Source organism: Thioalkalivibrio sp. ALJ21 (assembly GCF_000378605.1).
Classification (GTDB): Bacteria; Pseudomonadota; Gammaproteobacteria; order Ectothiorhodospirales; family Ectothiorhodospiraceae; genus Thioalkalivibrio.
This window is the reverse complement of the sequence record NZ_KB905157.1, coordinates 287,478-311,772: the sequence shown is the minus strand read 5'-3', so window position 1 is coordinate 311,772 and position 24,295 is coordinate 287,478. Positions and strand designations below refer to the sequence as shown.

The 24,295-nt window shown below is 66.6% G+C and carries 25 protein-coding genes and 1 other RNA gene; 8 read left to right on the top strand and 18 right to left on the bottom strand.

What is annotated here, in order from left to right:
* The 7 genes from F579_RS0112865 to F579_RS0112835 form a co-directional block, all read right to left on the bottom strand.
* Positions 1–635 (bottom strand): NAD-dependent epimerase/dehydratase family protein (locus tag F579_RS0112865; RefSeq protein ID WP_019025076.1); only part of this gene is annotated, 635 nt, incomplete at its 3' end.
* A gap of 151 nt (positions 636–786) precedes the next feature.
* Positions 787–1,044: a cell division topological specificity factor MinE gene (minE, locus tag F579_RS0112860; protein WP_018137595.1), complete on the bottom strand. Its 258-nt coding sequence runs from the start codon at positions 1,042–1,044 to the stop codon at positions 787–789.
* Positions 1,045–1,046: 2 nt separating this feature from the next.
* Positions 1,047–1,856: a septum site-determining protein MinD gene (minD, locus tag F579_RS0112855; RefSeq protein ID WP_018994043.1), complete on the bottom strand. Its 810-nt coding sequence runs from the start codon at positions 1,854–1,856 to the stop codon at positions 1,047–1,049.
* Positions 1,857–1,924: 68 nt separating this feature from the next.
* On the bottom strand, positions 1,925–2,656 hold the full coding sequence (gene minC, locus F579_RS0112850; RefSeq protein WP_019025075.1) for a septum site-determining protein MinC: 732 nt from the start codon (positions 2,654–2,656) through the stop codon (positions 1,925–1,927).
* Between the two features lie 198 nt (positions 2,657–2,854).
* Positions 2,855–3,628, bottom strand: a complete 774-nt coding sequence (locus F579_RS0112845) for a DUF1295 domain-containing protein (protein ID WP_019025074.1) — start codon at positions 3,626–3,628, stop codon at positions 2,855–2,857.
* Between the two features lie 5 nt (positions 3,629–3,633).
* Positions 3,634–4,671 carry a cyclopropane-fatty-acyl-phospholipid synthase family protein gene (locus F579_RS0112840; protein WP_019025073.1) on the bottom strand — a complete coding sequence of 346 codons (1,038 nt, stop codon included), beginning with the start codon at positions 4,669–4,671 and terminating at the stop codon, positions 3,634–3,636.
* 65 nt (positions 4,672–4,736) lie between these two features.
* Positions 4,737–8,414, bottom strand: a complete 3,678-nt coding sequence (locus F579_RS0112835) for a hydantoinase B/oxoprolinase family protein (protein ID WP_019025072.1) — start codon at positions 8,412–8,414, stop codon at positions 4,737–4,739.
* A gap of 95 nt (positions 8,415–8,509) precedes the next feature.
* Between F579_RS0112835 and F579_RS0112830 the strand changes: the two genes are divergently transcribed.
* Positions 8,510–9,637: a metal-dependent hydrolase gene (locus tag F579_RS0112830; RefSeq protein ID WP_019025071.1), complete on the top strand. Its 1,128-nt coding sequence runs from the start codon at positions 8,510–8,512 to the stop codon at positions 9,635–9,637.
* Between the two features lie 14 nt (positions 9,638–9,651).
* Complete coding sequence (locus F579_RS0112825) at positions 9,652–9,969, top strand: hypothetical protein (RefSeq protein ID WP_026301110.1); 318 nt, start codon at positions 9,652–9,654, stop codon at positions 9,967–9,969.
* Positions 9,970–9,981: 12 nt separating this feature from the next.
* Here the strand turns inward: F579_RS0112825 and dapB are convergent, their stop codons facing one another.
* On the bottom strand, positions 9,982–10,776 hold the full coding sequence (dapB, locus tag F579_RS0112820; RefSeq protein ID WP_019025069.1) for a 4-hydroxy-tetrahydrodipicolinate reductase: 795 nt from the start codon (positions 10,774–10,776) through the stop codon (positions 9,982–9,984).
* Positions 10,777–10,818: 42 nt separating this feature from the next.
* On the bottom strand, positions 10,819–11,706 hold the full coding sequence (prmB, locus tag F579_RS0112815; protein ID WP_026301109.1) for a 50S ribosomal protein L3 N(5)-glutamine methyltransferase: 888 nt from the start codon (positions 11,704–11,706) through the stop codon (positions 10,819–10,821).
* A gap of 78 nt (positions 11,707–11,784) precedes the next feature.
* Between prmB and asd the strand changes: the two genes are divergently transcribed.
* Positions 11,785–12,639 carry an archaetidylserine decarboxylase gene (asd, locus tag F579_RS0112810; protein ID WP_019025067.1) on the top strand — a complete coding sequence of 285 codons (855 nt, stop codon included), beginning with the start codon at positions 11,785–11,787 and terminating at the stop codon, positions 12,637–12,639.
* An 895-nt stretch (positions 12,640–13,534) separates the two neighbouring features.
* On the opposite strand, the gene orn is transcribed toward asd, so the two are convergent.
* A complete protein-coding gene (orn, locus tag F579_RS0112805) occupies positions 13,535–14,101 on the bottom strand; it encodes an oligoribonuclease (protein WP_019025066.1) in 567 nt (188 codons plus the stop codon).
* A gap of 138 nt (positions 14,102–14,239) precedes the next feature.
* Here orn and F579_RS0112800 point away from each other — a divergent pair, with 138 nt between their 5' ends.
* From F579_RS0112800 to rsgA, 3 genes are all read left to right on the top strand, one after another.
* On the top strand, positions 14,240–14,545 hold the full coding sequence (locus F579_RS0112800; protein WP_018138495.1) for a cytochrome c: 306 nt from the start codon (positions 14,240–14,242) through the stop codon (positions 14,543–14,545).
* Positions 14,538–14,873, top strand: a complete 336-nt coding sequence (locus F579_RS0112795) for a 4a-hydroxytetrahydrobiopterin dehydratase (RefSeq protein WP_012983215.1) — start codon at positions 14,538–14,540, stop codon at positions 14,871–14,873. Before F579_RS0112800 ends, F579_RS0112795 begins: the two co-directional genes overlap by 8 nt.
* Before the next feature lie 81 nt (positions 14,874–14,954).
* Positions 14,955–15,800, top strand: a complete 846-nt coding sequence (rsgA, locus tag F579_RS0112790; RefSeq protein WP_019025065.1) for a ribosome small subunit-dependent GTPase A — start codon at positions 14,955–14,957, stop codon at positions 15,798–15,800.
* Positions 15,801–15,819: 19 nt separating this feature from the next.
* Here rsgA and F579_RS0112785 read toward each other — a convergent pair whose 3' ends face one another.
* From F579_RS0112785 to ffs, 6 genes are all read right to left on the bottom strand, one after another.
* Positions 15,820–16,641 (bottom strand): hypothetical protein, encoded by an 822-nt coding sequence (locus F579_RS0112785; RefSeq protein WP_019025064.1) that lies wholly within the window; start codon positions 16,639–16,641, stop codon positions 15,820–15,822.
* A gap of 104 nt (positions 16,642–16,745) precedes the next feature.
* A complete protein-coding gene (locus F579_RS0112780; RefSeq protein ID WP_019025063.1) occupies positions 16,746–17,090 on the bottom strand; it encodes a histidine triad nucleotide-binding protein in 345 nt (114 codons plus the stop codon).
* Between the two features lie 76 nt (positions 17,091–17,166).
* The gene (recR, locus tag F579_RS0112775) at positions 17,167–17,757 is read right to left on the bottom strand and encodes a recombination mediator RecR (RefSeq protein WP_019025062.1); all 591 of its coding nucleotides are present in this window, start codon (positions 17,755–17,757) and stop codon (positions 17,167–17,169) included.
* A 15-nt stretch (positions 17,758–17,772) separates the two neighbouring features.
* The gene (locus F579_RS0112770; RefSeq protein WP_012983220.1) at positions 17,773–18,099 is read right to left on the bottom strand and encodes a YbaB/EbfC family nucleoid-associated protein; all 327 of its coding nucleotides are present in this window, start codon (positions 18,097–18,099) and stop codon (positions 17,773–17,775) included.
* Positions 18,100–18,146: 47 nt separating this feature from the next.
* Positions 18,147–19,898, bottom strand: a complete 1,752-nt coding sequence (gene dnaX, locus F579_RS0112765; RefSeq protein WP_019025061.1) for a DNA polymerase III subunit gamma/tau — start codon at positions 19,896–19,898, stop codon at positions 18,147–18,149.
* Positions 19,899–19,984: 86 nt separating this feature from the next.
* An RNA gene (gene ffs / locus F579_RS15215) (signal recognition particle sRNA small type) lies at positions 19,985–20,081 on the bottom strand.
* Positions 20,082–20,321: 240 nt separating this feature from the next.
* On the opposite strand from ffs, the gene F579_RS0112760 reads away from it, so the two are divergent.
* Both F579_RS0112760 and gorA read left to right on the top strand, forming a co-directional pair.
* Positions 20,322–21,071, top strand: a complete 750-nt coding sequence (locus F579_RS0112760) for a glutathione peroxidase (RefSeq protein ID WP_019025060.1) — start codon at positions 20,322–20,324, stop codon at positions 21,069–21,071.
* Between the two features lie 180 nt (positions 21,072–21,251).
* Complete coding sequence (gorA, locus tag F579_RS0112755) at positions 21,252–22,652, top strand: glutathione-disulfide reductase (protein WP_019025059.1); 1,401 nt, start codon at positions 21,252–21,254, stop codon at positions 22,650–22,652.
* Positions 22,653–22,806: 154 nt separating this feature from the next.
* On the opposite strand, the gene F579_RS0112750 is transcribed toward gorA, so the two are convergent.
* On the bottom strand, positions 22,807–23,439 hold the full coding sequence (locus F579_RS0112750) for a porin family protein (RefSeq protein WP_019025058.1): 633 nt from the start codon (positions 23,437–23,439) through the stop codon (positions 22,807–22,809).
* 580 nt (positions 23,440–24,019) lie between these two features.
* A complete protein-coding gene (locus F579_RS0112745) occupies positions 24,020–24,283 on the bottom strand; it encodes a hypothetical protein (protein ID WP_019025057.1) in 264 nt (87 codons plus the stop codon).
* Between the last annotated feature and the right edge of the window lie 12 nt (positions 24,284–24,295).

Below are 24,295 nucleotides of genomic sequence, written 5' to 3'. Positions count from 1 at the left end.
CCGTAGTTGAAGACGTCGATCGGCTCGCCCGCCAGGATCTTCCGGGTGAACAGGAACAGCGCCATGTCCGGCCGGCCCCAGGGGCCGTAGACGGTAAAGAAGCGCAGGCCCGTCACCGGGAGCTGGTACAGATGCGCATAGGTATGCGCCATCAGCTCGTTGGCCTTCTTGCTCGCGGCGTAGAGGCTCAGCGGGTGGTCGACGTTATCGTGCACCGAGAACGGCATCGTGGTGTTGGCGCCGTAGACGGAGCTGGAACTGGCGTAGACCAGGTGCTCCACGCCGTTGTGCCGGCAGCCCTCCAGGATGTTGCCGAAACCGACCAGGTTGGTGTCGACATAGGCCGCCGGGTTCTCCAGCGAGTAGCGCACCCCGGCCTGGGCCGCCAGGTTCACCACCCGCTCCGGGCGATGCTCGCGAAACACCCGGTCCATCGCCGTGCGGTCGGCGATGTCCTCGCGAACCTCGGTATAGCCCGGGTGGTCCTGCGTGCGCGCCAGGCGCGCCTCTTTCAGCGAGACATCGTAATAGTCGTTGAGGTTGTCAACGCCAATGACCTCGTCGCCGCGCTCCAGCAGGCGCAGGGAGAGGGCACTGCCAATAAAACCGGCACTGCCGGTGACCAGGATTCTCATGGACGGATCATGTGCCTTATGCCGATGTTAAGCCGATGGGGGCCGGGGCAACCCGCCGTAGGAGGCCAGCCCTCTGGCCGATGGGGCCGGGCCTGGCTCCCCATCGCTCAGGGGGCTGAGCTCCTACAGAGAGAGACGGGCTGAACATATGCTAGCCCCGATCGTCGGGCAGGGTGATGTTCAACTCCAGCACCTCGCAGTCGCCCTCGCGGTCGACGTTCATCTGCACGGCGTCGTCGTTGACCTTCACGTACTTTCGGATGACCTGCAGCAGCTCCTGCTGCATCGCGGGCAGATAATCCGGCCCGCCCCGGGCCGCACGTTCGCGCGCCACGATGATTTGCAGGCGTTCCTTGGCAACACTGGCGCTTTTCTGCCGCGGCTGGCGGAAGTAATCGAAGATGCCCATGGTCAGCCCCCGAACAGGCGTCCGAAGAAGCCCTTCTTCGGTACATCGACAAAGCGAAGCGGGCGCTCCTCGCCCAGGAAACGATCCACTGCATCCTGGTAGGCCTGACCGGCGTCGGATTCCTCGTCCAGCACCACCGGCTGGCCGGCATTCGAGGCGTTCAGCACGGCCTGCGACTCGGGGATCACACCCAGTAGATCGATGGCCAGGATCTCGCCCACGTCTTCGATGCTGAGCATCTCGCCGCGCGCGGCGCGCTCCGCCGCATAGCGGGTCAACAGCAGACGTCCCTGGATCGGCTCGCCGCCCTGTTCCACCTGCCGGGTCTTGCTGGCGAGGATGCCAAGGATGCGGTCCGAGTCACGCACCGAGGAGACTTCGGGGTTGGTGACCACGATGGCCTCGTCAGCAAAGTAGGCTGCCATCAGCGCACCCCGCTCGATACCGGCCGGGCTGTCGCAGATGATGTACTCGAAGTCCTCGGACAGCTCGTTCAGCACGCGTTCCACGCCGTCCTGCGTCAGGGCATCCTTGTCGCGCGTCTGCGAGGCCGGGAGGATGTACAGATTGTCCGCGCGCTTGTCGCGGATCAGCGCCTGTTTCAGGTTGGCGTCGCCATTGATCACATTGACGAAGTCGTACACCACGCGGCGCTCGCAGCCCATGATCAGATCCAGGTTGCGCAGGCCGACGTCGAAATCGATCACGGCCGTCTTATGGCCGCGCAGGGCCAGACCGGTGGCGATCGCGGCAGAGGTGGTGGTCTTGCCGACCCCGCCCTTGCCCGAGGTAATCACTACGATGCGTGCCATGGTGGCTGCTTCTCCTTAGTCGTCGCGCGATGACGTATACAGGACCGAGCGCCCTCTACGCCGCTCGCTCAGATTTCAGCGATCTTGAGGCTTTCGCCCGCGAGTGTCACCAGCCGGTTCTCGCCGCGCTCGGACTCGGCGATATCCTCGGCCACCCGGTAATGCCCGGCGATGGATAACAGCTCCGCATCCAGCCGTCGGCAGAAGATCCGCGCCGTCTCCAGCCCTCGCACGCCGGCGAGTGCCCGCCCGCGCAGCGGACCCAGCACATGGATGTGGCCATCCGCCAACAATTCGGCCCCCGCGGACACCGCGCCGGTCACCAGCAGATCGCCGCCGCGGGCGTAGATCTGCTGTCCGGAACGGACAGGCCGGTCCACCACGCGAGTCGCGCTGTGGACCGCGGGAGCGGCCTCGGTCGCCTTGTCCGCGGATTTCCTGCCCTTCTTGCTCGGCGCCGGCTCCGGGGGCTCGCTTTCATCCAGGGGCACCTCGCCACTGGGCGCGCCACCGCGGCCGCCCAGCTGCAGCACGGGCAATACGTCGAACAGCTCGGAATAGCTCTGCAGGCGCTCGGCGACCTCGCCCGCGTGCAGGCCAATCAGCTTGAAGCCCTCGGCGCGCACCTGTTCGATGGTTGCCTGAAGGTCCGTCTCGGGGGCCTCGGCCACGGGCTCCAGGTCCAGCACGATGGGCATATCACGCATCAGGTCCGGGGCCTGTTCGCGGTGCGCGATCAGCTGCTCGCCGAGTTGCCGGGGGTCGGTCTGGAACACCCGCAGCACCGACACCAGCATCATGCGCCCTTTCAGTTCAATGGTCTGGACGGGACTCGGCGTAGCGCTCATGCGTGCGTAGGGCCCTGCTGTGAGATCGGCGATCGGGAAACTCGGCCTCCGACGCGCGTCGGAACACCGGAAAGATGCGCGCTTTATAGCGCGGACGGGGAAAGCACAGCAAGGGAGTACCAGCGAAATCGGCGCCGGATCGGTGTTTCCTTAAGATCGTGGCGGACCCGGGATCAGCGTATTGGTGCGCCGCGCATAGTCCGCATAGCCCGGCCGCGAGGCATGCATACGTTTTTCCAGTAACGTGACGCCCGACACACGCAGGATCAGGACGATCATCAGGATTGCCGAGGGCAGCGCCCACCAGCCCCCGGCAGCCAGCGCGAGCAAGCCGTAGCCCACCCAGACGACGATCTCGCCGAAGTAGTTCGGGTGGCGGCTGTAGCGCCACAAGCCCTGGTCCATGACCTCGCCCCGCCGTTCAGGATCGGCCCGGAAGCGCGCCATCTGTGCGTCCGCGACCGATTCATACAGCGTGCCTAGCGCCCAGACGGCCGCGCCCAGGGCTGCCAGCGGCCACCAGATGCTTGCGGCATTCGTCACCGCCAGCATCGGCAGGCCGATTACGGCCACCAGCGCACCCTGCAGCCAGAAGATCGTGACCAGGCTGCGCGCGGCGAAGGCCCGGTCCGACAGCCCCTCGCGCATGTCGGTATAGCGCCCATCCTCGCCGTGACCCCAGTTGCGCCAGGTAATGAACAGCGACAGCCGCAGCCCCCACACCAACACCGGGATCACGATCCAGAGACCCTGCGCCGGCCAGCCCGCAAGCCCCCACCAGACCAGCGTCACGACCACGAAGCCCAGGCCCCAGAAGCGGTCGACCAGGCTGGCGTCGTGGCGCCATACGCTGCCAGCCCAGACCAGGGTCATCAGGAGCAGGCTGGCCAGAAGCCCCCAGAGAAACGCCATCAGTGCCTCCATCGCGATCAGTCTCCCGGCCGCTCGAACAAGACATGGGAGACGAACCACTCGTCCCCGCCGCTGTAGTCGAACAGCTCCGCGCAGGCCATGTAGAAGATCCGCCAGCGCTGGAACCAGAGTGCCGCCTGCTGTGCACCATAGGCTGTCTCGAACAGGGGCATCAGCGTGGCTCGGGCGCGATCCTGGCGGGCCAGCCAGGCGTTGAGCGTGCGGGCGTAGTGCTGCCCACCGACGCGCCATTGGCGGATCACCCGCAGGTCCTCCTGAAAATGCCGCGCGAGGTCGTCCGACGGCATCAGGCCGTCGCGGAAGAAGTGCCGCCCCATCCAGTCATGCTCGTCCTCGGACTCGAACACATACGCGTGTTCGCGATGGGCGAACACATGCATGAAGAAACGCCCGCCGGGATTGAGCCACCCGGCAATGCGCCGCAGCAGTTCCGGCCAGTTGCGCATATGCTCGAACATCTCGATCGAGATCGCCCGGTCAAAGCCCGGCGACGGCGGGGCGAACGTGTTCATGTCCGCGGTCAGGATCTCTAGATTCGCGAGCCCGAGGGCATCGCGCCGGGCCTCGATAAAGGCCCGCTGGGTATTGGAGTTGGAGACGGCGGTGATCCGTGCGCCGGGGTACTGCTCGGCCATCCACAGCGACAGCGACCCCCAGCCGCAGCCCAGCTCCAGCACCCGCTGGCCGTCGGCAATCCCCGCGCGCTCGCAGGTCAGGCGCAGCATCGCGACCTCGGCCGCCTCCAGGGTGTCGACGCCCTCCGGCCACCAGGCGCTGGAGTACTTGAGTCGCGGGCCCAGGCACTGCTCGAAATAAGCGGTGGGGATCTCGTAGTGCTGCTCGTTGGCGATATCGGTGGACAGGGCGACGGGGGCCGCGCGCATGGATTCGATCAGGGCGTAGCGCCGCTCCATGGTCTCTTCGACCGAGCCGGAGACCTCTGCCAGGCGCTCCGCCAGCAGCAGGCGGACCCCCGCGCGCACCAGCATGTCCGGCATGCGTCCCTGCTCCGCCCACTCCATCATCCGCTGCATGCCGCATCTCCCCTTGAGTGCAACATGGACCCCGGGAAATGTGACCGGTTCCCGCGATACAACGCCTACGCGTCGCTGCGACGGTCTCCGTAGCCACCGCCGCCGGGTGTGCGTATCTCGATCGCATCCCCTGGCTCCACGTGGCGGCGATCGCAGGCGGACATCGGCTCGCGCGTGCCGTCGGCGCGCAGGATCGCATCCTCCCCCGTCGCACCCGCCCCGCCACCGGCGATCCCGAACGGCGGCACCCGGCGACGGTTGGACAACAGCACGACCTCCATCGCCTGGTCGAACCCGAGCCGGCGGATCACCCCGTCGCCGCCCGGATAATACCCCTGCCCCCCGGAGCCGCAGCGGTAGGCGAAGCGCTCCACCCGCACCGGGAACCGGCTCTCCAGCACCTCGGGATCGGTCAGCCGCGAGTTGGTCATGTGCGTCTGCACCGCGCTGGCCCCGGCGTAGCCCGGCCCCGCGCCGGCCCCGCCGGCGATCGTCTCGTAGTACTGGTAGTCGGCATTGCCGAAGGTCAGGTTGTTCATCGTGCCCTGGGCCGCCGCCTGCACGCCCAGCGCCCCGAACAGGGCATCGGTCACGACCTGCGAGGTCTCGACATTGCCGGCCACCACCGCGGCGGGCGGCGCCGGGTTCAGCAGACAGTCCTGCGGAATGACCAGGTCCACCGGCGCCAGGCAGCCGTCGTTCAGCGGGGTCGCATCCTCCAGCAGGGTGCGCAGTACATACAGCACCGCCGCGCGCACGATGGAGCTCGGCGCGTTGAAGTTGTCCTCGCGTACCGCGCTGGTGCCGGTGAAGTCGATGCGCAGGCGCCGGCCGTCAGGATCGGGCGCGACATACACCTGCACCTCTGCGCCGTTGTCCATCGCGTACGCGAATCGGCCGGCCTCGAGCCTTGGGATCAGCCGTTCCACGGCCTCGGCCGCGTTGTCCAGCACGTGGCCCATGTAGGCCGTTACCGTGGCCGCGCCGTACTCATCCAGCAGCCGGCCGAGCTCCTCCAGTCCCTTGCGATTGGCCGCGACCTGGGCCTCGAGATCGGCGAGGTTCTGATCGGGGTTGCGCGCCGGCCACGGGCCCTCGCCGAGCAGTGCGCACAGACGGTCGCTGTCGAACACCCCGTCGCGCACCAGCCGGGTGGGCGGGATCAGCACACCCTCCTCCTCCAGGCAGGTGGAGAACGCGGGCATGGAGCCCGGAGTCATGCCACCGACATCCGCGTGATGCCCGCGCGAGGCGACGAAGAACGCGGGGGCACCGGCCGCTGCAGAGGCATCCTCGGTTACCTGTTCGTCGCCATCCAGGAACACTGGCGTGACCACGGTAATGTCCGGCAGGTGGGTGCCGCCGTTGTAGGGGTCGTTCAGCACGAAGGCATCGCCCGGGCGCAGGTCGCCCGCGAACGCCTCCACCACCGCCCGTACGCTGGCCCCCATGGAGCCGAGATGAACGGGCATGTGCGGGGCATTGGCGACCAGACGGCCCTCGGCGTCGAACAGTGCACAGGAGAAATCCAGGCGCTCCTTGATGTTCACCGAGTGCGCGGTGTTGCGCAGGGTGAAGCCCATCTGGTCGGCGATCGCCATGAAGCGGTTGTTGAACACCTCCAGCAGGATCGGATCGCGCGGGACGGCCTCGGGGTTTGCTGGAGCCATCCCCGGACGCCGCGCGCTGCCCCGCTCGCGGTCGAGTCGCAGGGTCCCGTCCGCCTCGATGCACCCGGACCAGCCGGGCTCCAGCACCAGCGTCGCGGTCGGCTCGATCACGATGGCCGGACCGGCCAGGGTCATACCGGCCTGCAGGGACTCCCGCCGGTACAGCGGCACATGGCGCTGTTCGCCGTCAACGACCATCGCGACGGTATCCGCCTCCGGCGCAGGCCTCCGGGCTGCCGCTGGCGCCATGCGTTCCGATGCGGTCTCCCTCGGGGCGGCGATCGCCTCGGCCGTCGCGATCGCCACCACCAGCTTGCGATCCGGCGCGGCAAAGCCGTAGCGCGCGCGGTAGGCCTCGGCAAAGGCGGCCATCAACGCCGCGGGCTCGCCCGCCGGCACCTCCAGCGCGGTGTCCGATCCGGCCAGGCGCAGATGCAGCCGCCGCTCGATGCGCATATCCGCCACCGCCACGCCCTGCTCCGCCAGCGCGGCGCGGGCGGCCTCGGCCTGCTCCGCCAGGGCGGACTCGATCGCCCCGGCGTGCTGATCGTCCAACGGCCACTCCAGGCTGCGTTCGCGCAGGGCGCGCAACTCGCCCAGCCCCATGCCGTAGGCGGAGAGCACGCCACCGAGCGGATGAAACAGGATATGCCGCATGCCCAGCTGCTCCGCCACGCGGCAGGCGTGCTGCCCTCCGGCGCCACCGAAACAGACCAGCGCATAACGCGAGACGTCATGCCCGCGCTGCACCGAGATGGTCTTGATCGCCTGGGCCATATGCTCCACCGCGATCTGTAGCGACCCCTCGGCCAGGCCTTCCGGGGTCGCGGGCTCTCCGGTCGCGGCCGCCACCTCGGCGGCCAGCTCCGCGAACTGTCGGCGCACCGGTTCCGGATCCAGCGGACGGTCGCGGTCCGGCCCGAACACCGCCGGGAAATACTCCGGGCGCAGCCGTCCCAGCAGCAGGTTGCAGTCGGTCACGGTCAGCGGCCCGCCCTGGCCGTAGCAGGCGGGTCCGGGCTGGGCACCGGCGGATTCCGGTCCCACCCGCAGACGGATGCCATCGAAGCGGCAGATCGATCCGCCGCCGGCCGCGACCGTATGGATATCGAGCATGGGCACGCGCAGCCGTGCACCGGCCACCTCGCTCTCCTGGCGCCGTTCCAGCGCCCCCGCCAGATGCGCGACATCGGTGGAGGTACCACCCATGTCGAAGGTGATCAGACGTTCGAAACCAAGCGGGCCGGCGGTCTTGAGTGCCCCGACGATCCCCCCGGCCGGCCCCGACAGGATCGCGTCGCGACCGCGAAATCGGGTCGCGTCCACCAGCCCACCATGCGACTGCATGAACCGCAGGGGCGCCCGCCCCAGCTCGCCCGCGACCTGTTCGACATAGCGGCGCAGGACCGGCGAGAGATAGGCGTCGACCACCGTGGTTTCGCCGCGCGGGACGAGCTTGATCAGCGGGCTGGTAGCGTGGCTGGTCGCGACCTCGGTAAAGCCCAGTTCGTGCGCCAGCAAGGCGATCGCCTGCTCGTGTGCCGGATAGCGATAGCCATGCAGGCAGACGATGGCCACGCACCGGATACCGTCCGCCAGCGCCGCCTGCAGCCGCGGCCGCAGCGCGTCCAGATCGACCGGGATGAGGACCTCGCCAGCCGCATTCACCCGTTCGCGTACCGGCTCCACTCGCGCGTAGACCGGAGACGGCAGGCGGATCTCGCGGGCGAACAGCTCGGGGCGCGCCTGATGGCCGATCGCCAGCGTGTCCTCCAGCCCCTCGGTGATCACCAGGAGCGTGCGCTCCCCCTTGCGCTCGAGCAGGGCATTGGTGGCCACGGTCGTGCCCATGCGCACCTCGTGCACCACGCCGTCCGGGATGGGTGCATCGGCCGGGAGTTCCAGCAGATCGCGAATACCCTGCACGGCCGCATCGCGATAGGCCTCCGGGTTCTCCGACAGCAGTTTGCGGGTGTGCAGGCGCCCCGCCGGATCACGCGCGACCAGGTCGGTGAACGTCCCGCCCCGGTCTACCCAGAAATGCCAGTCTTTCGCCGCTGTGGCTTGAGTCATGTCCACCGCTCTGGTTTGATCGCCCGAACTCGCGCCCTGCGGCCCGGTCGCAGGCTCGGTATTCGTCGAGCCTCTGAATTAAGGAATGATCACGCATGGATCCCGTTACCCACGCCAGTCTCGGCGCCGTAATCGGCGGCCTCACCCTCGGCTCCCGCCTGGGGCGCAAGGCCGTGGTGCTGGGGGCCGGTGTCGCGCTGCTGCCCGACCTGGATGCGTTCATAGCTTACGGGGACGCGGTATCCGAGTTCATCCACCACCGGGGCTTTACCCACTCCTGGCTGGTGCAGTTGCTGGTGGCCACCGGCGTCGCGGGGCTGCTCGCGAAGCTCCCGGCAACGCGGGAGATCGGCTTCGGCCGCTGGTGGCTGTTCTTTGGGCTGATCTGGACCACGCACTCACTGAACGACCTGCTGACCACCTACGGCACCCAGGTGCTCTGGCCGCTGCCGGTCGGCCCCCTGTCCACGGGCTCGATCTTCGTGATCGACCCGTTCTACACCCTGCCGCTGCTGGTCGCGGCGATCGGCGCGCTGTTCTACCGCTTCGCCCCGCGCCTGCTGGTTGCCGGACTCGTGCTCTCGACCGTGTACGCCGGGTCCGGCCTGGCACTGAAGGCGTGGATCGATCATCGCATCCAGCCCGTGCTGGCGGCGATGGAGCTGGAAGAACAACCGCGACTGGTCCAGCCGACCCCTTTCAACCTGCTGCTGTGGCGTGTCACCGTGATCAACGGCGACGAGTTCCTGGATGCCTGGGTGGGCATCTTCGACGACCCGATCCGTCCCGACTTCGAACGCTACGAGCGCGGTGACCCGGAGCTGCGCGAAGCCGCGCTGGCCCTGGACGACGGGCAGCGCCTGCAGTGGTTCTCCGGCGACTTCCTGCGCTTTCATCGCGCCACGCCTGACGAGGGCCCCGACCGGCTCGTGGTCACCGACATCCGGCTGGGCGTCCCCGGCTTCTTCCCGTTCGGCTTCGAGATCGCGGAGGAACACAACGGCAACTGGGAATCGATCACTTCGCGCCAGGTTGGCGAACTCCCCCGGCGCGACAGCCTCGACGCCCTCGGCGGCATGCTGCAGCGGATCGTCGATCCCGAGGGCGCACCCTGCATCATGGACCTGGGCGATCCAGCCTATGCGATCACCGAGCCGCCCCCTCGCTGCCGCATGGGTGGCCGCACATCGCCTCCCGCCGGGGGCGCGCACGACATGCCGTGAGCCAGGGCGAAGCCATGATGTCGGGGGTGTCCGGCCCGCCACCGGCCTGCGAACTGTGCGGCCGGTCGATGGACGACCTGACGCGGCATCACCTGATCCCGCGCAAACAGCACCGACGCAAGCGCATCCGGCGCCTGTTCACTCGCAGCGAGCGCGAACAGCGAATCCTCTGGGTCTGCCGCCCCTGCCACGACCACATCCACAAGCACTTTGACGAGCAGACCCTGGCCGAGCGTCTGAACACCGCAAAGGCCTTGCTCGCCGAGCCGGTCGTGCGGGACTTCGTCGTCTGGATCGCGCGCCACCCGCCCGGCTTCAAGCCGCGCAGCTGAAGCAGCTGGATCTTAGAGCTCCCGCAGCCCCAGTACGTCCTGCATGTCGTACAGGCCGTGATCGGCGCCGGCCAGCCATACCGCCGCACGCACCGCACCCGAGGCAAAGATCCCGCGGCTGGAGGCCTTGTGGGTGATCTCGATGCGTTCACCCTCGCCGGCGAACAGCGCGGTGTGTTCGCCCACGATGTCGCCGGCGCGCACGGTCGCAAACCCGATAGTGCGCCGGTCGCGCGCCCCGGTCTGGCCCTCGCGGCCGTAGACGGCGTCGTGCTCCAGATCGCGCCCCAGGACCTCGGCCACCACCCGGCCGAGCTTCAGGGCGGTGCCCGAGGGGGCGTCCACCTTGTGCCGGTGGTGCGCCTCGAGGATCTCGACATCCACGCTGTCGCCCAGTGCGCGGGCGGCCAGCTCGACCAGCTTGAAGGTCAGGTTCACACCAACGCTCATGTTCGGCGCATAGACGATGCGCATCGCCCCGGCCGCGTCACGCAGCCGCTGCTCCTGCGCGGCATCCAGGCCCGTGGTGCCGATCACCAGCGCCTTGCCGTGCGCACGGCACAGCTCCAGGTGCTGCATGGTCGCCACGGGACTGGTGAAGTCGATCAGCACGTCGAAGTCATCCGCCACGCTCGCCAGGTCCTCGACCAGCTGGACCGAGGTCGCCGACCCCACGGACGTACCGAGGCGCTCGCTGCCTGGCCGCTCGCTCGCCGCCCCCAGTGTGCCTTCGGGGTGATCCTCGACGGCCTGCACCAGGTTCTGCCCCATGCGCCCGGCGGCGCCTGCCACTGCCACTCGAATCATTGCCGTGTTCCTTTCGTTCTGTTCATTCCCAGCCCGCGAAGACTACGGAAGATCCCGGGCATACGCGAGGAAGACCCCGTGGCCACCAGATTCGAACTCCAGCCAGATCAGCGGCAGGTCCGGGAAGGCCTCCTCCACCGCGGGCTGGCTGTTGCCGACCTCGACGATCAGCGCGCCGTCCTCGGTCAGATGGCGGCGGGCATCGGCCAGGATGCGGCGTACGATGTCGAGGCCATCCTCGCCCGCAGCCAGGCCCAATTCGGGTTCGTGGCGGTACTCTTGTGGCAGCTCGGCCATGTCGCGGGCATCGACATAGGGCGGATTGCTCACGATGAGGTCGTAGCGATCCTCCGGCCCCAGCGCATCGAAGACATCGGAGTGCCGAATCTGCACGCGGTCGCCAACGTCATGGCGCTCGATGTTGCGCACCGCGACGGCCAGCGCCGGTTCGGAGACATCGCTCAGATCGACCTGTGCCTGCGGCAGGGCCAGCGCCGTGGCGATGCCGATGCAGCCGCCCCCCGTGCACAAATCCAGCACCCGCTCGACCGAATCGGCCTCGATCCATGGCTCGAAGCCGACCGCGATCAACTCCGCCAGGGGCGAGCGCGGCACCAGCACGTGTTCGTCGACAAAGAACGGCAGCCCGGCAAACCAGGCCTCGCCGGTCAGATAGGCCGCTGGCTTGCGTGTCTCGATGCGCGTGCGCAGCACCGCAATCACCCGCGTGCGTTCGGCCTCGCTCAGGTTCGACGACCACCAGCTCTCGGGCAGATCCAGCGGCAGATGCAGCGTATGCAGCACCAACCAGGCGGCCTCGTCGAAGGCGTTGTCCGTCCCGTGGCCGAAGCTCAGCCCGGCCGCGCGAAACTGGCTCGCGCCAAAGCGGATGAAGTCGCGCAGCGTGCGCAGTCCTGTGGTGGATTCCATTTGGGCCTTTCCCATTGGCGTGGGGGCCGTCATCATACCGGCTCGCTTCCGTCCCGTGCGCCCGAACCGAGTATTCCGATGAGTGCCCTAGACCCCTGGCTGGCCCGAGCTTCCCACCTGCTGCCGCAGCATGCGCTGTCGCGGGTTGTGCACCGCCTGGCCCGCATCGAGAGCCCGCGTGTCCAGCCGCTGCTGCGCTGGTTCGTGCGCCAGTACGGGTTGAACATGGACGAGGCGGCGGAGCCCGACATCGCGGCCTACCCCAGCTTCAATGCCCTGTTCACGCGGGCGCTGCGCGAGGACGCCCGCCCCCTGGCGGGTGACGACAACACGGTCGTCAGCCCCGCCGATTCGCGGGTCAGCGCGGCTGGGCGCATCGAGGCCGGCCAGATCTTTCAGGCCAAGGGCCACCACTACACGGTGCGGGAGCTCCTGGGCGGTGAGGAAGACCTTGCCGAACCGTTTCGGCATGGCCATTTCGTGACGCTCTACCTGTCGCCACGGCATTATCACCGGCTGCACATGCCGCTGACCGGCACGCTGACCCACATGCTGCATGTGCCCGGTCGGCTGTTCTCCGTCGCACCGCGCATCGTGCGCCACGTACCGCGCCTGTATGCCCGCAACGAGCGCGTGGTGGCCTGCTTCGACACGCATTTCGGGCCGATGGCCGTCGCCCTGATCGGGGCCCAGAACGTCGGCTCGATCGAGACGGTCTGGGCGGGCGAGGTGACGCCGCCGGCCGGGCAGCCCTACAGCTGCAGCGAATATCCGGATCGCGAGATTACGCTCGAGCGCGGGACCGAAATGGGGCGTTTCAACCTCGGCTCGTCGGTGGTCCTGCTGCTGCCGGATCATCCGCTAGAGTTGGGCGCGCACCTGACGCCGGAGACCGAGGTGCAGGTCCGCGGCGCCCTCGGTCGCTTCTACTAGCCTCCGCCTGCCGGCAGGTTTCCGCACCAGTCCCTTACTATGCAGCTCCGCCTGTGGTCAGTTGCCAGCGCCGTTGAGGCTGGGCCTGGTTCGGCATCCGCTGTTTACGTGCCTTTGGTCCGCATACTGCCGAGCGCTCACTCGCGAGCGCGCCGCGAGGCACTTTCTTGCTTGCCCAAGAAAGTACCCAAAGAAGGGCACCCGGATTCCGCCCGGGAACCTTGCTCCAGGGCCCTCGGGCCGGCGGCGCTGAAACTCGCTGCGCTGTCGCTCCGCTCAGACAGTCAGCGCCTCTCTTCCGTCCCGAGGACCCCTCCGCAAGGGGCTTCATACGGGGGGATAAGGTCAAGACAGCGGCTGGCCTGACGTTCGTGCCAGTGGATGGAGGTGGGTATTCGGACATCTTGGCACGCGCGGCCTTCGGCCCTGGCGTGCCGCGCCCGCCAGCGGGCGCCGGACCCCATCGTAGGATGTGATGAGCGCAGCGAATCGCATCAGGGTTGCCACGGCGTTGGAACGGTGCGTTTCGCGGCGCTCAACGCACCCTACGGCGTACGGAGTAGCCAGAAGTGCTGGAATACCACCGGTTTTGACTTTCCCTCCCGATATGAGCCCCTTGTGGAGGGCGTGACAGGACGGAGAAAAGGCGCTGACTGTCTGAGCGAAGCGAGTTTCAGCGCCGCCGGCCTGGCGCGCCCGGAGCAAGGTTCCCGGGCGAATCCCGGGCGTGTTTCTTGGGTACTTCTTTGCACGAGCAAAGAAGCCCGTTTTTGATCAACAACTGGCGCGGCGCGCTGCCGAGACAGCGCAGGCAGGCGGCGGACCGAAGGCACGTAAACACCGGATGCCGAACCAGAGCCAGCCACAAACAGGCAGCCGGCCAGCCGAAGCGCGATCAGTCGTGGGCGGCGGCGGGCGGCAACTGGATGAAGTGCTCGCGGTAGACGCGGAGTTCGTCGATGGAGTCGCGGATGTCCTGCAACGCCTGGTGCGAGGCGTTCTTCTGCAGCTTCGAGAGCACGTCCGGTGCCCAGCGCCGGGCCAGCTCCTTGAGCGTAGAGACGTCCAGGTTGCGGTAGTGGAAATAGGCCTCCAGCTGCGGCATCAGACGCGCCATGAAACGTCGATCCTGGCAGATCGAGTTCCCGCACATCGGCGAGGCCCCTTTCGGCACATAGTCGGACAGGAAATCGATGGTCTCGCGTTCGGCGGCGGCCGCATCCGTACTACTGTGGCGGATGCGCTCGATCAGACCGGAGGCCCCATGCGTGCGCCGATTCCATTCGTCCATCGCATCCAGCACGTCGGCGGGCTGGTAGATCGCAAGGACCGGGCCCTCCGCCAGGATGTTCAGTTCCTTGTCGGTGACGATGGTCGCCACCTCGATGATCCGGTCGTTCTGGGGATCCAGGCCGGTCATCTCGAGATCGATCCAGATCAGGTTTTCGGCGCTCGCTGCCATGCCCGCTCCTTTCCTGTGCGCTCGAAGTCTATCATCATGGTCCGGGACGACGTTGTCCGTTTTGCTCACATGCAACATGGCCAAGGTCTCGGGGACCATGCGGTCCCGCCGGATCCATTCCCCACAAAGGAGGGAATCATGCGACTGATCATCTCAAGCCTTGCGGCCCTGGGCCTTGGTTTTTCCCTGGGCACCGCCCAGGCCGACGACATCCAGAAGGGCAAGAACCTGCATCAGGACAACTGCATCAGCTGTCATGCCGACATGGTCGGTGGCGATGGTACCGACCTGTACACGCGCGACAACCGGATCGTCGGCGACTATGACCACCTGGTCCGGCAGGTAAACAACTGCAACGCACAACTGGGCACCAACTGGTTCGACGACGAGATCGAGGCGGTGGTGGCCTATCTGAACGCGGAGTACTACCAGTTCGATGAGTGATCTGAAGACCAAGCACTGCCAGGCCTGCGAAGGCTTCACCGAGCCGATGTCGCGCGAGGACGCCGAGCGCGGCCTCGGCCAGCTGGACAGCCACTGGGGCATCGACGAGGCCGGCCGCAGCATCCAGCGAAGCTTCAAGTTCAAGAACTTTCACGAGACGATGGCGTTCGTGAACGCGGTGGCCTGGATCGCCCATGTAGAGGACCACCACCCGGACATGGCCGTGGGCTACAACCGCTGCTCGGTGCAGTTCTCGACACACGCGGTGGGCGGTCTGACAGAAAACGACTTGATCTGCGCCGCCCGTATCGATGCGCTCTTTGACTAGTCTGCCAACCGGCAAGACCCCGGCACCGGCCGGTTCGGACTCTTGAGTCCGACCGGCCGGGTTCACGCCCGCCACAATCAGATGGCCGATATCGCGGTGCCGGAGGACGCGGAGCCGCGCCGAATCCGACTGCACCGCCGCCAGAAGGATCTCGCCTGTGGTGATCGCGTGGAGATGGACGCAGCGGGGGAGCAGATTCAGCGACGCCTGCCCCGGGACAACACCCTGGTGCGCCAGGACGGCTTTGGTCGGCGCAAGGTCATCGCGGCGAACATCGACACCGTCTGGATCGTGATCGCGCCCTCCCCGATGCCGGCGCGCTTCCTGATCGACCGGTTCCTGGTCGCGGTGTACAACCTCCCCGCACGGCCACGGATCCTGGTGAACAAGCAGGACGCGGGGCCCGCCGCACCCTCGGACTGGCTGGCCCCCTACGCCCACCTGGACCTCGCTCCCCTGCACGTCAGCGCCCGCAGCGGGTACGGGCTGGACGCCCTCGCCGAGGCGGCCCGGGGGCATACCAATATCCTGATCGGACAGTCCGGGGTGGGCAAATCGTCGCTGATCGCCGCGCTGCTGGAGCGCCACGGCAGCGGTGATATCAAGCTTCCGGAAGCGGGGGATCTCGCGGCGTCCGGCGAGGGCCGCCACACGACGGTCACGGCACAGTGGTACTCATTGACAGGGGGTGGCGCCTGGATCGACTCGCCGGGCGTGCGTGACTTTACGCCGGAACTGGAATCCATCGATGCGCTGGTGCGCGGGTTTCCGGATATCGAAGCGCTTGCCGACACTTGCCGATTTCGCAACTGTCGGCACCAGACCGAACCCGGCTGCGCGGTAAGGGAAGGCGTCGATCAAGGCACGCTGCCCGAGGCGCGGCTCGAGGCCTGGACTGCACTTCTGGGGACGCTGGAGAAACGCTAGATTCGAGAACAGCGCATCGCTAGAACGTCAGCCCCATCTCCACGCCGACCACCGAGGACGACGCGTCGCGGGTGCTCTCGAAGTCGAGACGGTCGGACATCCAGTCGCTCGAGGTGTTCAGCGAATAGTCGTCGTAATACAGGCTCAGCGACAACTCGGACTGGTTCTGCAGGCGCAGGCGGCTGTCGAGGCTGAGGTAACCCGCACTGCGGCCCAGCTCGCGATGACGGCCCCCGTAGCCAAAGCCGAGGGCATCGTCTCCACTCGTCAGTGATTGGCGCACGCCGACACGGAACTGACTGTCAAAGCGGCCAGACCCGGACGCAAAGGTGGGACCAAAGCTGAGGTCGGTGAAATAGGCGGTCGATTCCGTCTCCGGGCCCAGGTCCGACCAGCCCGGACGAGACTCCATGCCGAGCCCCAGGTTCAGGCCGTAGCCAAAACCGGCGCCCAGCTGCTGGTGGTAGGCCCCTTCCACCTCGAACAGGCGGCTGGAGAGAACGCCCATGCCGGCCTCTTCACCCGGCAGGCCGCCGGTGGTCTCGGTGCGCAGCGTCAGCTGATAGCGCCAGTCGCGGCTCGCCGAGGCAGGCTCCGGATCAGTCATCGGCAGGACGTTCGGCCCGGAGCGGGCCGCGCTACCGATCGGTTCCATACCGACCGGGTCCACCACGGTCCCGCTCTCGGATTCGTACGCGGCTTCTTCATCGGCGCGATCCGGCCCACCAAGCGTCGACTCGGTGCTGGTGGGGGTGTACGTCAGGGAATAGCGATCATCGGCATGAGCCACACTGGTGGCGGCCAATCCGAACAAGACGGCCAGTGCCAGCGCGATTGGCACGCGAGCAGGCGCCAGCCGCGGGCTGTTGTCCCGCGCTGCTTGCCTGGCTTCACCGTGATGATTCCGTCGCGTCACGCCGTATCGTCCGTGTTGTGTTGTCTCGATTAGCCCGGGGGCCAGCTCAGCGCGCGACCGCCCAGTACGTGCATGTGTACATGGTAGACCGTTTGCCCGCCGTCTTGGTTGCAGTTCATCACGGTTCGATAACCGTTTTCCGCAAATCCGCGATCGCGTGCAATCTGTGCCGCCACATGCGCCATATGCCCGATGACCGGAGCAGTCTCGGCGGTCAGTTCGTTCAGGGTGGCGATGTGCTGTTTCGGGATCACCAGCACATGCGTCGGGGCCTGGGGATTCAGGTCTTCGAAGGCCAGGACCTGGTCGTCCTCGAACACGATCTTCGCCGGGATCTCCCCCGCGACGATCTTGCAAAAGATGCAGTCAGCCATCTTCTTCTCCTAAACGGCGCGCGGATTTATATCAGGGAATGGTAATGGATTCAACGCGCCAACGGCGCAGGCGCGCTCAGTACTCGCGGCGCCCGGACAGGGCATGCGCAAGGGTGCCGGCGTCAATGTATTCGAGCTCGCCACCGGTGGGGATCCCCTGCGCGATACGCGTGGCACGAATACCGTGGCGCGCGGCCATCTCGGCGAGGTAGTGTGCGGTGACCTCGCCCTCGACCGAGGTGTTGGTCGCCAGGATCAGCTCGCGCACACCATCCTCCTGCAGACGCGCCTCCAGCCGATCCAGCCCCAGCTCTTCGGGGCCGATACCGTCCAGCGGCGAAAGCCGCCCCAGCAGGACATGGAAGCGGCCTGTAAAGTCGGTCGCCGATTCGATGGCCATCACGTCGCCCGGGCTCTCGACCACGCAGATCACGCCCAGGTCGCGCTCGGGATCCGCGCAGCGGGAACAGACCTCGGCCGTGGTCAACGTGCGGCACACCTGGCAGTGTCCGACGCGCTCGACCGCCTGGTCGACCGCGCGCGCCAGCCGGCGCGCACCGTCGCGGTCGCGCTCCAGCAGGTGCAGCGCCATGCGCCGCGCGGATTTGGCACCGACGCCCGGCAGGCAGCGCAGCGCCTGCACCAGCTCGTCGAGTTCAGTGTCCATTCGGATCGGTCGGGATCAGAACGGCAGCTTCATCCCGGCCGGCAGGCCCATGCCCTGGGTCAGACTGCCCATACGCTCCTGGGTGGTGGACTCGACCTTCTGCACGGCGTCATTGATCGCCGCGGCCACCAGGTCCTCGATCATGTCGCGGTCGTCCTCCAGCAGGCTGGGGTCGATCTTGACCCGACGCACCGCGTATTTGCCGGTCATGAGCACACTCACAAGACCGCCACCCGCCTGGCCCTCGATCTCCATCTCGGCCAGCTCGGCCTGCATCTTCTGCATGTCTTCCTGCATCTTCTGGGCCTGCTTCATCAGGCCACCCATGCCACCTTTCATCATGATTTCGCTCTCCTGCCCCACGCCGTGCGCGAGGGTTATCGTTCAATCTATTGCGACGCGGACGGCTCGTCACCCGCGCGATCCTCGCGAATGCGTACCGTGCCCAGTTCGGCCCCGAAGGCCTCGCCCAGGGCCTGCACCACCGGGTCCTCACGCATCGCCGTTTCGGCGCTAGCCTGACGTTCCGCTGCGTCTGCCGCAAGCCGTGCAGCGGGCGTGGCCTGCGAGGGTTGTGTCTGGTCGACAATCTCCAGCCGCACCGAGTGCCCGAGGCGTGTTTCGAGGGCCTCTTTCAGGCGCGTGCGGGTTCGATCGGTATAGAGCGTACCCGGGGCTACGGCGATCACGACGCTTTCGTCATCCAGTTGCTGCAATTCGCCATGTAGTGCGAGTTCTCGCACCGTGCCGGTCGGCAGACCTTCAGCAAAGCGGTGCCAGTCAAAGGGCCCGGAGTCCGGCTCCGGGGACCTGACAGGCTCGGCATCCCGGGGTCGCGGCGCAGACTCGTTCGGCCCGATATCCGAATCGGGGACCGGCTCGCGCACCCGCTCCTGAACCCGCTCGCGCGGCGGCTCCGGGATGGGGGGCGGAGCCGAGCGCACCGTGGCGTCGGCCCGGGCCGTGGCCGTATCCGCACCCGGGCCAGTTCGCGGTGCCGCGGCCGGGGCCCCGCCCTGGCGCTCAACGGGCACGGCACCCTCGCTGGGACCTTCCGGCCGAAACGCCAGCAACCGCAGCAGGGTCATTTCCACCCCCATCTGCGCATCCGGCGCCCAGGGCAAATCGCGGGCCCCATGAATCAGGATCTGGTAGGTCAGTTGCAGGGTCTCCGCGTCCATCCGGGCTGCGGTCTCGCGCGCCCAGCGCTCGGCGGCATCGTCGTCCTCGGCACCGCCCTCGCCACGCACCAACTGCTCCACGGCCACGCGATGCACGAGGGCCGCCAGCTCGTCCAGCAGGCGCGACCAGTCGGGCCCCAGGCCCTTGAGTTCCTGCAGACCCTGCATCAGGCCCGGGCCATCACCGGCAAAGGCCGCATCCAGCAGCCCGGTCAAGCGGGTACGCGGCAGCAGGCCCAGCATGTCGCAGGCATCGGACTCGGTCAGGCGGTCGCCGCCATAGGCGATGGCCTGATCGGTCAGGCTCAGCGCGTCGCGCATGGACCCCTCGGCCGCCTCGCCCAGACGCAGCAGCGCGCCCGGCTCGGCCTGCAGGCCTTCGGCCTCGAGGATGCGTGTCAGGTGCTCGGCGATCAGCGCCGGCGGCATCGGCTTGAGGTTGAACTGCAGGCAGCGTGACAGCACGGTGACCGGCAGTTTCTGCGGATCGGTCGTGGCGAGCAGGAACTTGACGTGATCCGGCGGCTCTTCCAGCGTCTTCAACAGGGCGTTGAAGCTCTTCTCGGAGAGCATGTGCACCTCGTCGATCAGGTACACCTTGAAGCGGCCCGCCGTCGGGGCGTAGGAGACATTGTCCAGCAGCTCACGGGTGTCGTCCACGCGGGTGCGGGACGCGGCATCGACCTCGATCAGATCGAGATGCCGGCCCTCGGCAATCTCGACGCAGGAACGGCATTCACCGCAGGGGGTCGGGGTGACGCCCGTCTCGCAGTTCAGGCAGCGCGCGAGGATACGGGCGATCGTGGTCTTGCCCACGCCGCGCGTCCCGGCGAACAGGTAGGCATGATGCAGACGATCCCCGCTCAGGGCATTGGCCAGGGCCCGCACCACATGCGGTTGCCCGACCAGGTCCTCGAAACGACCGGGACGCCACTTGCGGGCCAGAACCTGGTGACTCATGCCTCCCCCGTCAGTGCAGTCTTCCGCGGGCCCGCGTGCGGGGCCATCACCGCAGGAATCGGGGCCGCAGGGAAAAGGGTGGTGGCCCGCACCCGCCACACCCCGGCGCCCAACGCAGCTGCTACCGTTGCTCCCTTCCGGGCCTGGCGGGATTCACAGCCTGTTGTCGCGAGGGGACTGATACGGACCACCATAACGCGGTCCTCGAATCGAGGCGAACTCGAATCGGGTTGGCAAGCTTCCGTGTTTGGCCGGGTGACGTCAAGCATACACAATAGCTAGAAGCTAATAACACAATAGGAATATAAAACTGGATCAATCGCCGGCCTGCCCGTACCTTGGGACCCGTAGTCGGGAACTACCCCGGCCGAATAGAAATCTTCATCCCTGACAAGCAAACGCCAATTAATAGGAGAACACTAAATGGAACTCGAAAATCGCGAAGGCCAGCGCGTACCGGAAGTGACCTTCCGCTGCCGCAAGGACAACGACTGGAACGATGTGCGTTCGGAAGACCTGTTCAAGGGCCGCAACGTAATCGTCTTTGCCCTGCCGGGCGCGTTCACCCCGACCTGCTCCTCGGCCCATGTGCCGCGCTACAACGAGCTGGCGCCGGTGTTCAAGAAGCATGGCATCGACGAGATCGTCTGCATCTCGGTCAATGACGGCTTCGTAATGGAGGCCTGGCAGGCCGACCAGCAGGCCGACCGCGTAACCTTCATCGCCGATGGCAATGGCGAGTTCACCGAACAGATGGGCATGCTGGTCGACAAGAGCGACCTCGGCTTCGGCCACCGCTCCTGGCGCTATTCCATGCTGGTGCGCGACGGCGTGATCGAGAAGCAGTTCATCGAACCGGACGAGCCGGGCGACCCCTTCGTGGTCTCCGACGCCGACACCATGCTCGCCCACGTCGCGCCGGATGCGGCCTGCCCTGAAGACGTCGTCGTCTTCACCAAGCCGGGCTGCCCGTACTGCGCCAGCGCAAAGGAGATGCTGGAGAACGCCGGTCTCGACTACGAGGAGATCGTGCTGGGCCGCGATGCCAGCCTGCGCAGCCTGCGCGCCGCCACCGGCGCGATGACCGTCCCGCAGGTATTTGTCGGCGGCCACCGCATCGGCGGCTCGGAGGACCTGCAGGAGTGGATCTCCCGCGAGAAAAAGGCGGCATAAGCCCCGTCGGCGTACCCGGGGCGGGGTTGTGCCCGTCCCGGGCGGCCACCCGAACTATGGGTGGCCATCCGCATCCGGACACCACCCTGCCCGGATGTCCGGATGCGGATGGCAACCCCTGATGACCGTCACCCGTACGGTCGTGTGCGAAACTTACACCGAACCCTTCAAGGAATCGAAATGGAACACTACGACATCATCGTGATCGGCGGCGGCAGTGGCGGCCTGGCAGTGGCCGAGCGTGCCGCGCCGCACGGCGCCCGCGTCGCCGTGTTCGACCCGAAACCGCTCGGCGGTACCTGCGTGAACGAAGGCTGTGTACCAAAAAAGCTCACCTGGTATGCCGCCGAGCATGTCGCGCAGGCACGCCAGGCGCACGAGTTCGGCGTCGATGTCGAGATCAAGGGCATCCGTTACGCCGATCTGGCCAACCAGCGCCAGGCGATGCTGAAGAACCTGAACCAGTTCTGGGCCGGGCACCTGGAGAAGCTGGGCGTAACCCACATCCCTGAGCGCGCTCGCCTGACCGGCAAAAACCAGGTGATCAGCGACAGCGGCACCGAATACACCGCCGAACGCATCGTGCTGGCGATGGGCGGCGCCCCGATCGTGCCGCCGCTGGAGGGTGCCGAACTGGGCGCAACCTCCGACGACTTCTTCGAATGGACGGAGCTGCCGCAGTCCATCGCCGTAATCGGCGCCGGCTACATTGGCCTGGAGATGGCCGGCATGCTGCGCTCCCTGGGCGTAAAAACCGACGTGGTCGCGATGGAGGACCGCGTGCTGGAGATGTTCGACCCGATGGTCTCGCAGGCACTGGACCAGCACATGGAGCACCAGGGCATCGACCGCCATCTGGGCGTGAAGGTCGCCGGTCTGGGCGGCAAGCCCGGCGCCGTGACCGTCCAACTCGAGGGCGGCCAGGAACTGGGCCCGTACGAGAAAGTGCTATGGGCCGTTGGCCGCAAACCCGCCACCGCTGACATGGGGCTGGAAGACGCCGGCGTCGAGATCGCCCGTGACGGCACCGTCCCGGTGAACGCATGGCAAGCGACCAGCGTCGACGGCATCTATGCCCTGGGCGACATCATTGGCAAGGGTCCGCTGACTCCGGTTGCGATCGCGGCCGGTCGCCGACTGGCAGATCACTGGTATGCCCCGGAGACGAACCCCGTGCCCGTGGACTATGACCAGATCCCGACGGTCACCTTCACCCACCCGACCGCCGGCATGGTCGGGCTGACCGAACCGCAGGCCGTAGAGCGCTTCGGGGAATCAGTGCGCATCTACGAGACCCAGTTCGGCGGTCTGGACCGCGCCTTCGCCAAGGGCGAGGTGCCTCCCGTCGCGATGAAGCTGGTCTGCGCCGAAGAGGATGAAAAGGTCGTCGGCATCCACATGATCGGAGCCCATGTGGACGAGATGCTGCAGGGCTTTGCCGTGGCCGTGCGCATGGGCGCCACCAAGCGCAACCTGGACCTGACCATTCCGCTGCATCCGACCAGCGCCGAGGAGCTGGTAACCCTCAAGGAGGCCCGCCCGGGCCGCCAGCAGGGCCTGGCCAAGGCCAAGGCCGCTTAACAGGCGGCGGGTCGCAAACGGCAAAACGCCGCCCCTGTGCAAAGCGCCGGGGCGGCGTGCCTGTGTTGCCCAAGGTAATGGCGAAACGAATCCGGCAGAGCGGACCTGCTCGATCGCCGATACCCGTCAGGCATCTGTGGCGGCCTGCACTTGTCTAGAAGCGCCAGCCCAGCGACGCGGTGAAGGCGTCCATCTTGTAGTCGCTGTCGAAGTCATAGCGTTCGTATTCCGCGCGGATCATGAACGCGTTCAGATTGACCTGCATCCCGACACCATAGACCGGATCGAAACCGTCCTGACTGCGCAGCGTACGGCCCTCGTCTCCCAGGTTACCGCGCACGTCCGCATCCCACTTGGCCGCACCGACCTTCGCGAAAGCCTCCACATAGGGGCCGATCGGCAACTTGCCGAGCACACTGGCACCGTAGGCCGTCGAGCGGACACTCGAATGCGCGCCGTCCTCGTCCCCGCGCAAAGTCACCTCGCCCAGATCGGTATAGAAGCCCTCGACTGCGAGATAGCGATTGAAGTTGTAACCGACAAAGCCGCGCCAGACGTTGTCATCGTCGTCGATGCTGTAGTCCGACGTCCCGGACCCGATGAAATCCGCGACCTCGTCGCTGTCGTTCTTCAACGAGCTAAAACCCGTCCCCAGACCCATATACACGCCCGTGGTGCGGTCACGCTCCTGGGTCGTGCGATCGCGATCCTGCTGTGCCAGCGCACTCTGGGAACCAAACAGGACGAGCGCCGATACTGCAACCCCGGCAGCCAGATAACGTTTCATTTTCCTCTCCTTATCATTTGCTAATCGTGCTTGAGGACGGCAAAACAACGGAGAGGATTCTTGATTCAATCCAGGCCACACGGAAGGCGCAATGATTGAACCGATTCATACTTACAAGGATGTCTGCATGACCCGGGCATCAATCATTGACCGAGCGCACACCCACTTTGACTCAGGTTAAGGAGACGCTGATTTAATCGCACGTCCGCGCTCGAGTCGCTTTTGCGTGCGAACAAGGCGCGGTTACTGCCGTGCAGTCATTCTGCACAAGGGAACCGCAACGCCGTGCGCGCGCAAAAGCGGCCGAGCCCCTGCTTTTAATGGCTTGTGGGGTTGGTGCCCCCTGTTCCCCGATCCTGCGTTGCGCCGCTTGCAGGTAGAACCACTACCTGCTGCGCGACGCGCCTTGTCTCGGAGAACAGGGGGCACCAACGCGGACGTGCGATTAAATCAGCGTCTCCTTAAGGAGGAAGCCAGGGATCAATCTCAAACGATCCATAAAAACAAAAAGGCTGGGGCGCGGATGACCACCCGCTCGTGGCCACCCGCGCCCCAGCCTTCTGGTTCAAACGGCTACTGACTAATCGAAACGAATCGGGTTTCCGTCCCGGTGTTCGTCATAATAGTCGTCTTCGTACTGCTCCTCGTTTTCTTCTTCCTCGCGCTGGATTTCGTCTTCGTCCTCGCGCTGATCTTCGATCCAGCCGCGCGCCTCATCACCCGATTCTTCAACGGCATCCACGGCGTCTTCTACCGTTTCTTCGAACGCGTCACCGGCTTCATCCGCCGTATCCGAATCGGAACAGGCCGACAAAAACAACAGGCCGGCCGCGGCCAGGGCCATCGCCACCCAACG

Coding starts and splice junctions, on each gene's coding strand:
- minE (WP_018137595.1), bottom strand. CDS start 1,044: ATGGGCATCTTCGATTACTTCCGCCAGCCGCGGCAGAAAAGCGCCAGT.
- minD (WP_018994043.1), bottom strand. CDS start 1,856: ATGGCACGCATCGTAGTGATTACCTCGGGCAAGGGCGGGGTCGGCAAG.
- minC (WP_019025075.1), bottom strand. CDS start 2,656: ATGATGCTGGTGTCGGTGCTGCGGGTGTTCCAGACCGACCCCCGGCAA.
- F579_RS0112845 (WP_019025074.1), bottom strand. CDS start 3,628: ATGGAGGCACTGATGGCGTTTCTCTGGGGGCTTCTGGCCAGCCTGCTC.
- F579_RS0112840 (WP_019025073.1), bottom strand. CDS start 4,671: ATGCAGCGGATGATGGAGTGGGCGGAGCAGGGACGCATGCCGGACATG.
- F579_RS0112835 (WP_019025072.1), bottom strand. CDS start 8,414: ATGACTCAAGCCACAGCGGCGAAAGACTGGCATTTCTGGGTAGACCGG.
- F579_RS0112830 (WP_019025071.1), top strand. CDS start 8,510: ATGGATCCCGTTACCCACGCCAGTCTCGGCGCCGTAATCGGCGGCCTC.
- F579_RS0112825 (WP_026301110.1), top strand. CDS start 9,652: ATGATGTCGGGGGTGTCCGGCCCGCCACCGGCCTGCGAACTGTGCGGC.
- dapB (WP_019025069.1), bottom strand. CDS start 10,776: ATGATTCGAGTGGCAGTGGCAGGCGCCGCCGGGCGCATGGGGCAGAAC.
- prmB (WP_026301109.1), bottom strand. CDS start 11,706: ATGGAATCCACCACAGGACTGCGCACGCTGCGCGACTTCATCCGCTTT.
- asd (WP_019025067.1), top strand. CDS start 11,785: ATGAGTGCCCTAGACCCCTGGCTGGCCCGAGCTTCCCACCTGCTGCCG.
- orn (WP_019025066.1), bottom strand. CDS start 14,101: ATGGCAGCGAGCGCCGAAAACCTGATCTGGATCGATCTCGAGATGACC.
- F579_RS0112800 (WP_018138495.1), top strand. CDS start 14,240: ATGCGACTGATCATCTCAAGCCTTGCGGCCCTGGGCCTTGGTTTTTCC.
- F579_RS0112795 (WP_012983215.1), top strand. CDS start 14,538: ATGAGTGATCTGAAGACCAAGCACTGCCAGGCCTGCGAAGGCTTCACC.
- rsgA (WP_019025065.1), top strand. CDS start 14,955: ATGGCCGATATCGCGGTGCCGGAGGACGCGGAGCCGCGCCGAATCCGA.
- F579_RS0112780 (WP_019025063.1), bottom strand. CDS start 17,090: ATGGCTGACTGCATCTTTTGCAAGATCGTCGCGGGGGAGATCCCGGCG.
- recR (WP_019025062.1), bottom strand. CDS start 17,757: ATGGACACTGAACTCGACGAGCTGGTGCAGGCGCTGCGCTGCCTGCCG.
- F579_RS0112770 (WP_012983220.1), bottom strand. CDS start 18,099: ATGATGAAAGGTGGCATGGGTGGCCTGATGAAGCAGGCCCAGAAGATG.
- dnaX (WP_019025061.1), bottom strand. CDS start 19,898: ATGAGTCACCAGGTTCTGGCCCGCAAGTGGCGTCCCGGTCGTTTCGAG.
- F579_RS0112760 (WP_019025060.1), top strand. CDS start 20,322: ATGGAACTCGAAAATCGCGAAGGCCAGCGCGTACCGGAAGTGACCTTC.
- gorA (WP_019025059.1), top strand. CDS start 21,252: ATGGAACACTACGACATCATCGTGATCGGCGGCGGCAGTGGCGGCCTG.
- F579_RS0112750 (WP_019025058.1), bottom strand. CDS start 23,439: ATGAAACGTTATCTGGCTGCCGGGGTTGCAGTATCGGCGCTCGTCCTG.
- F579_RS0112745 (WP_019025057.1), bottom strand. CDS start 24,283: ATGGCCCTGGCCGCGGCCGGCCTGTTGTTTTTGTCGGCCTGTTCCGAT.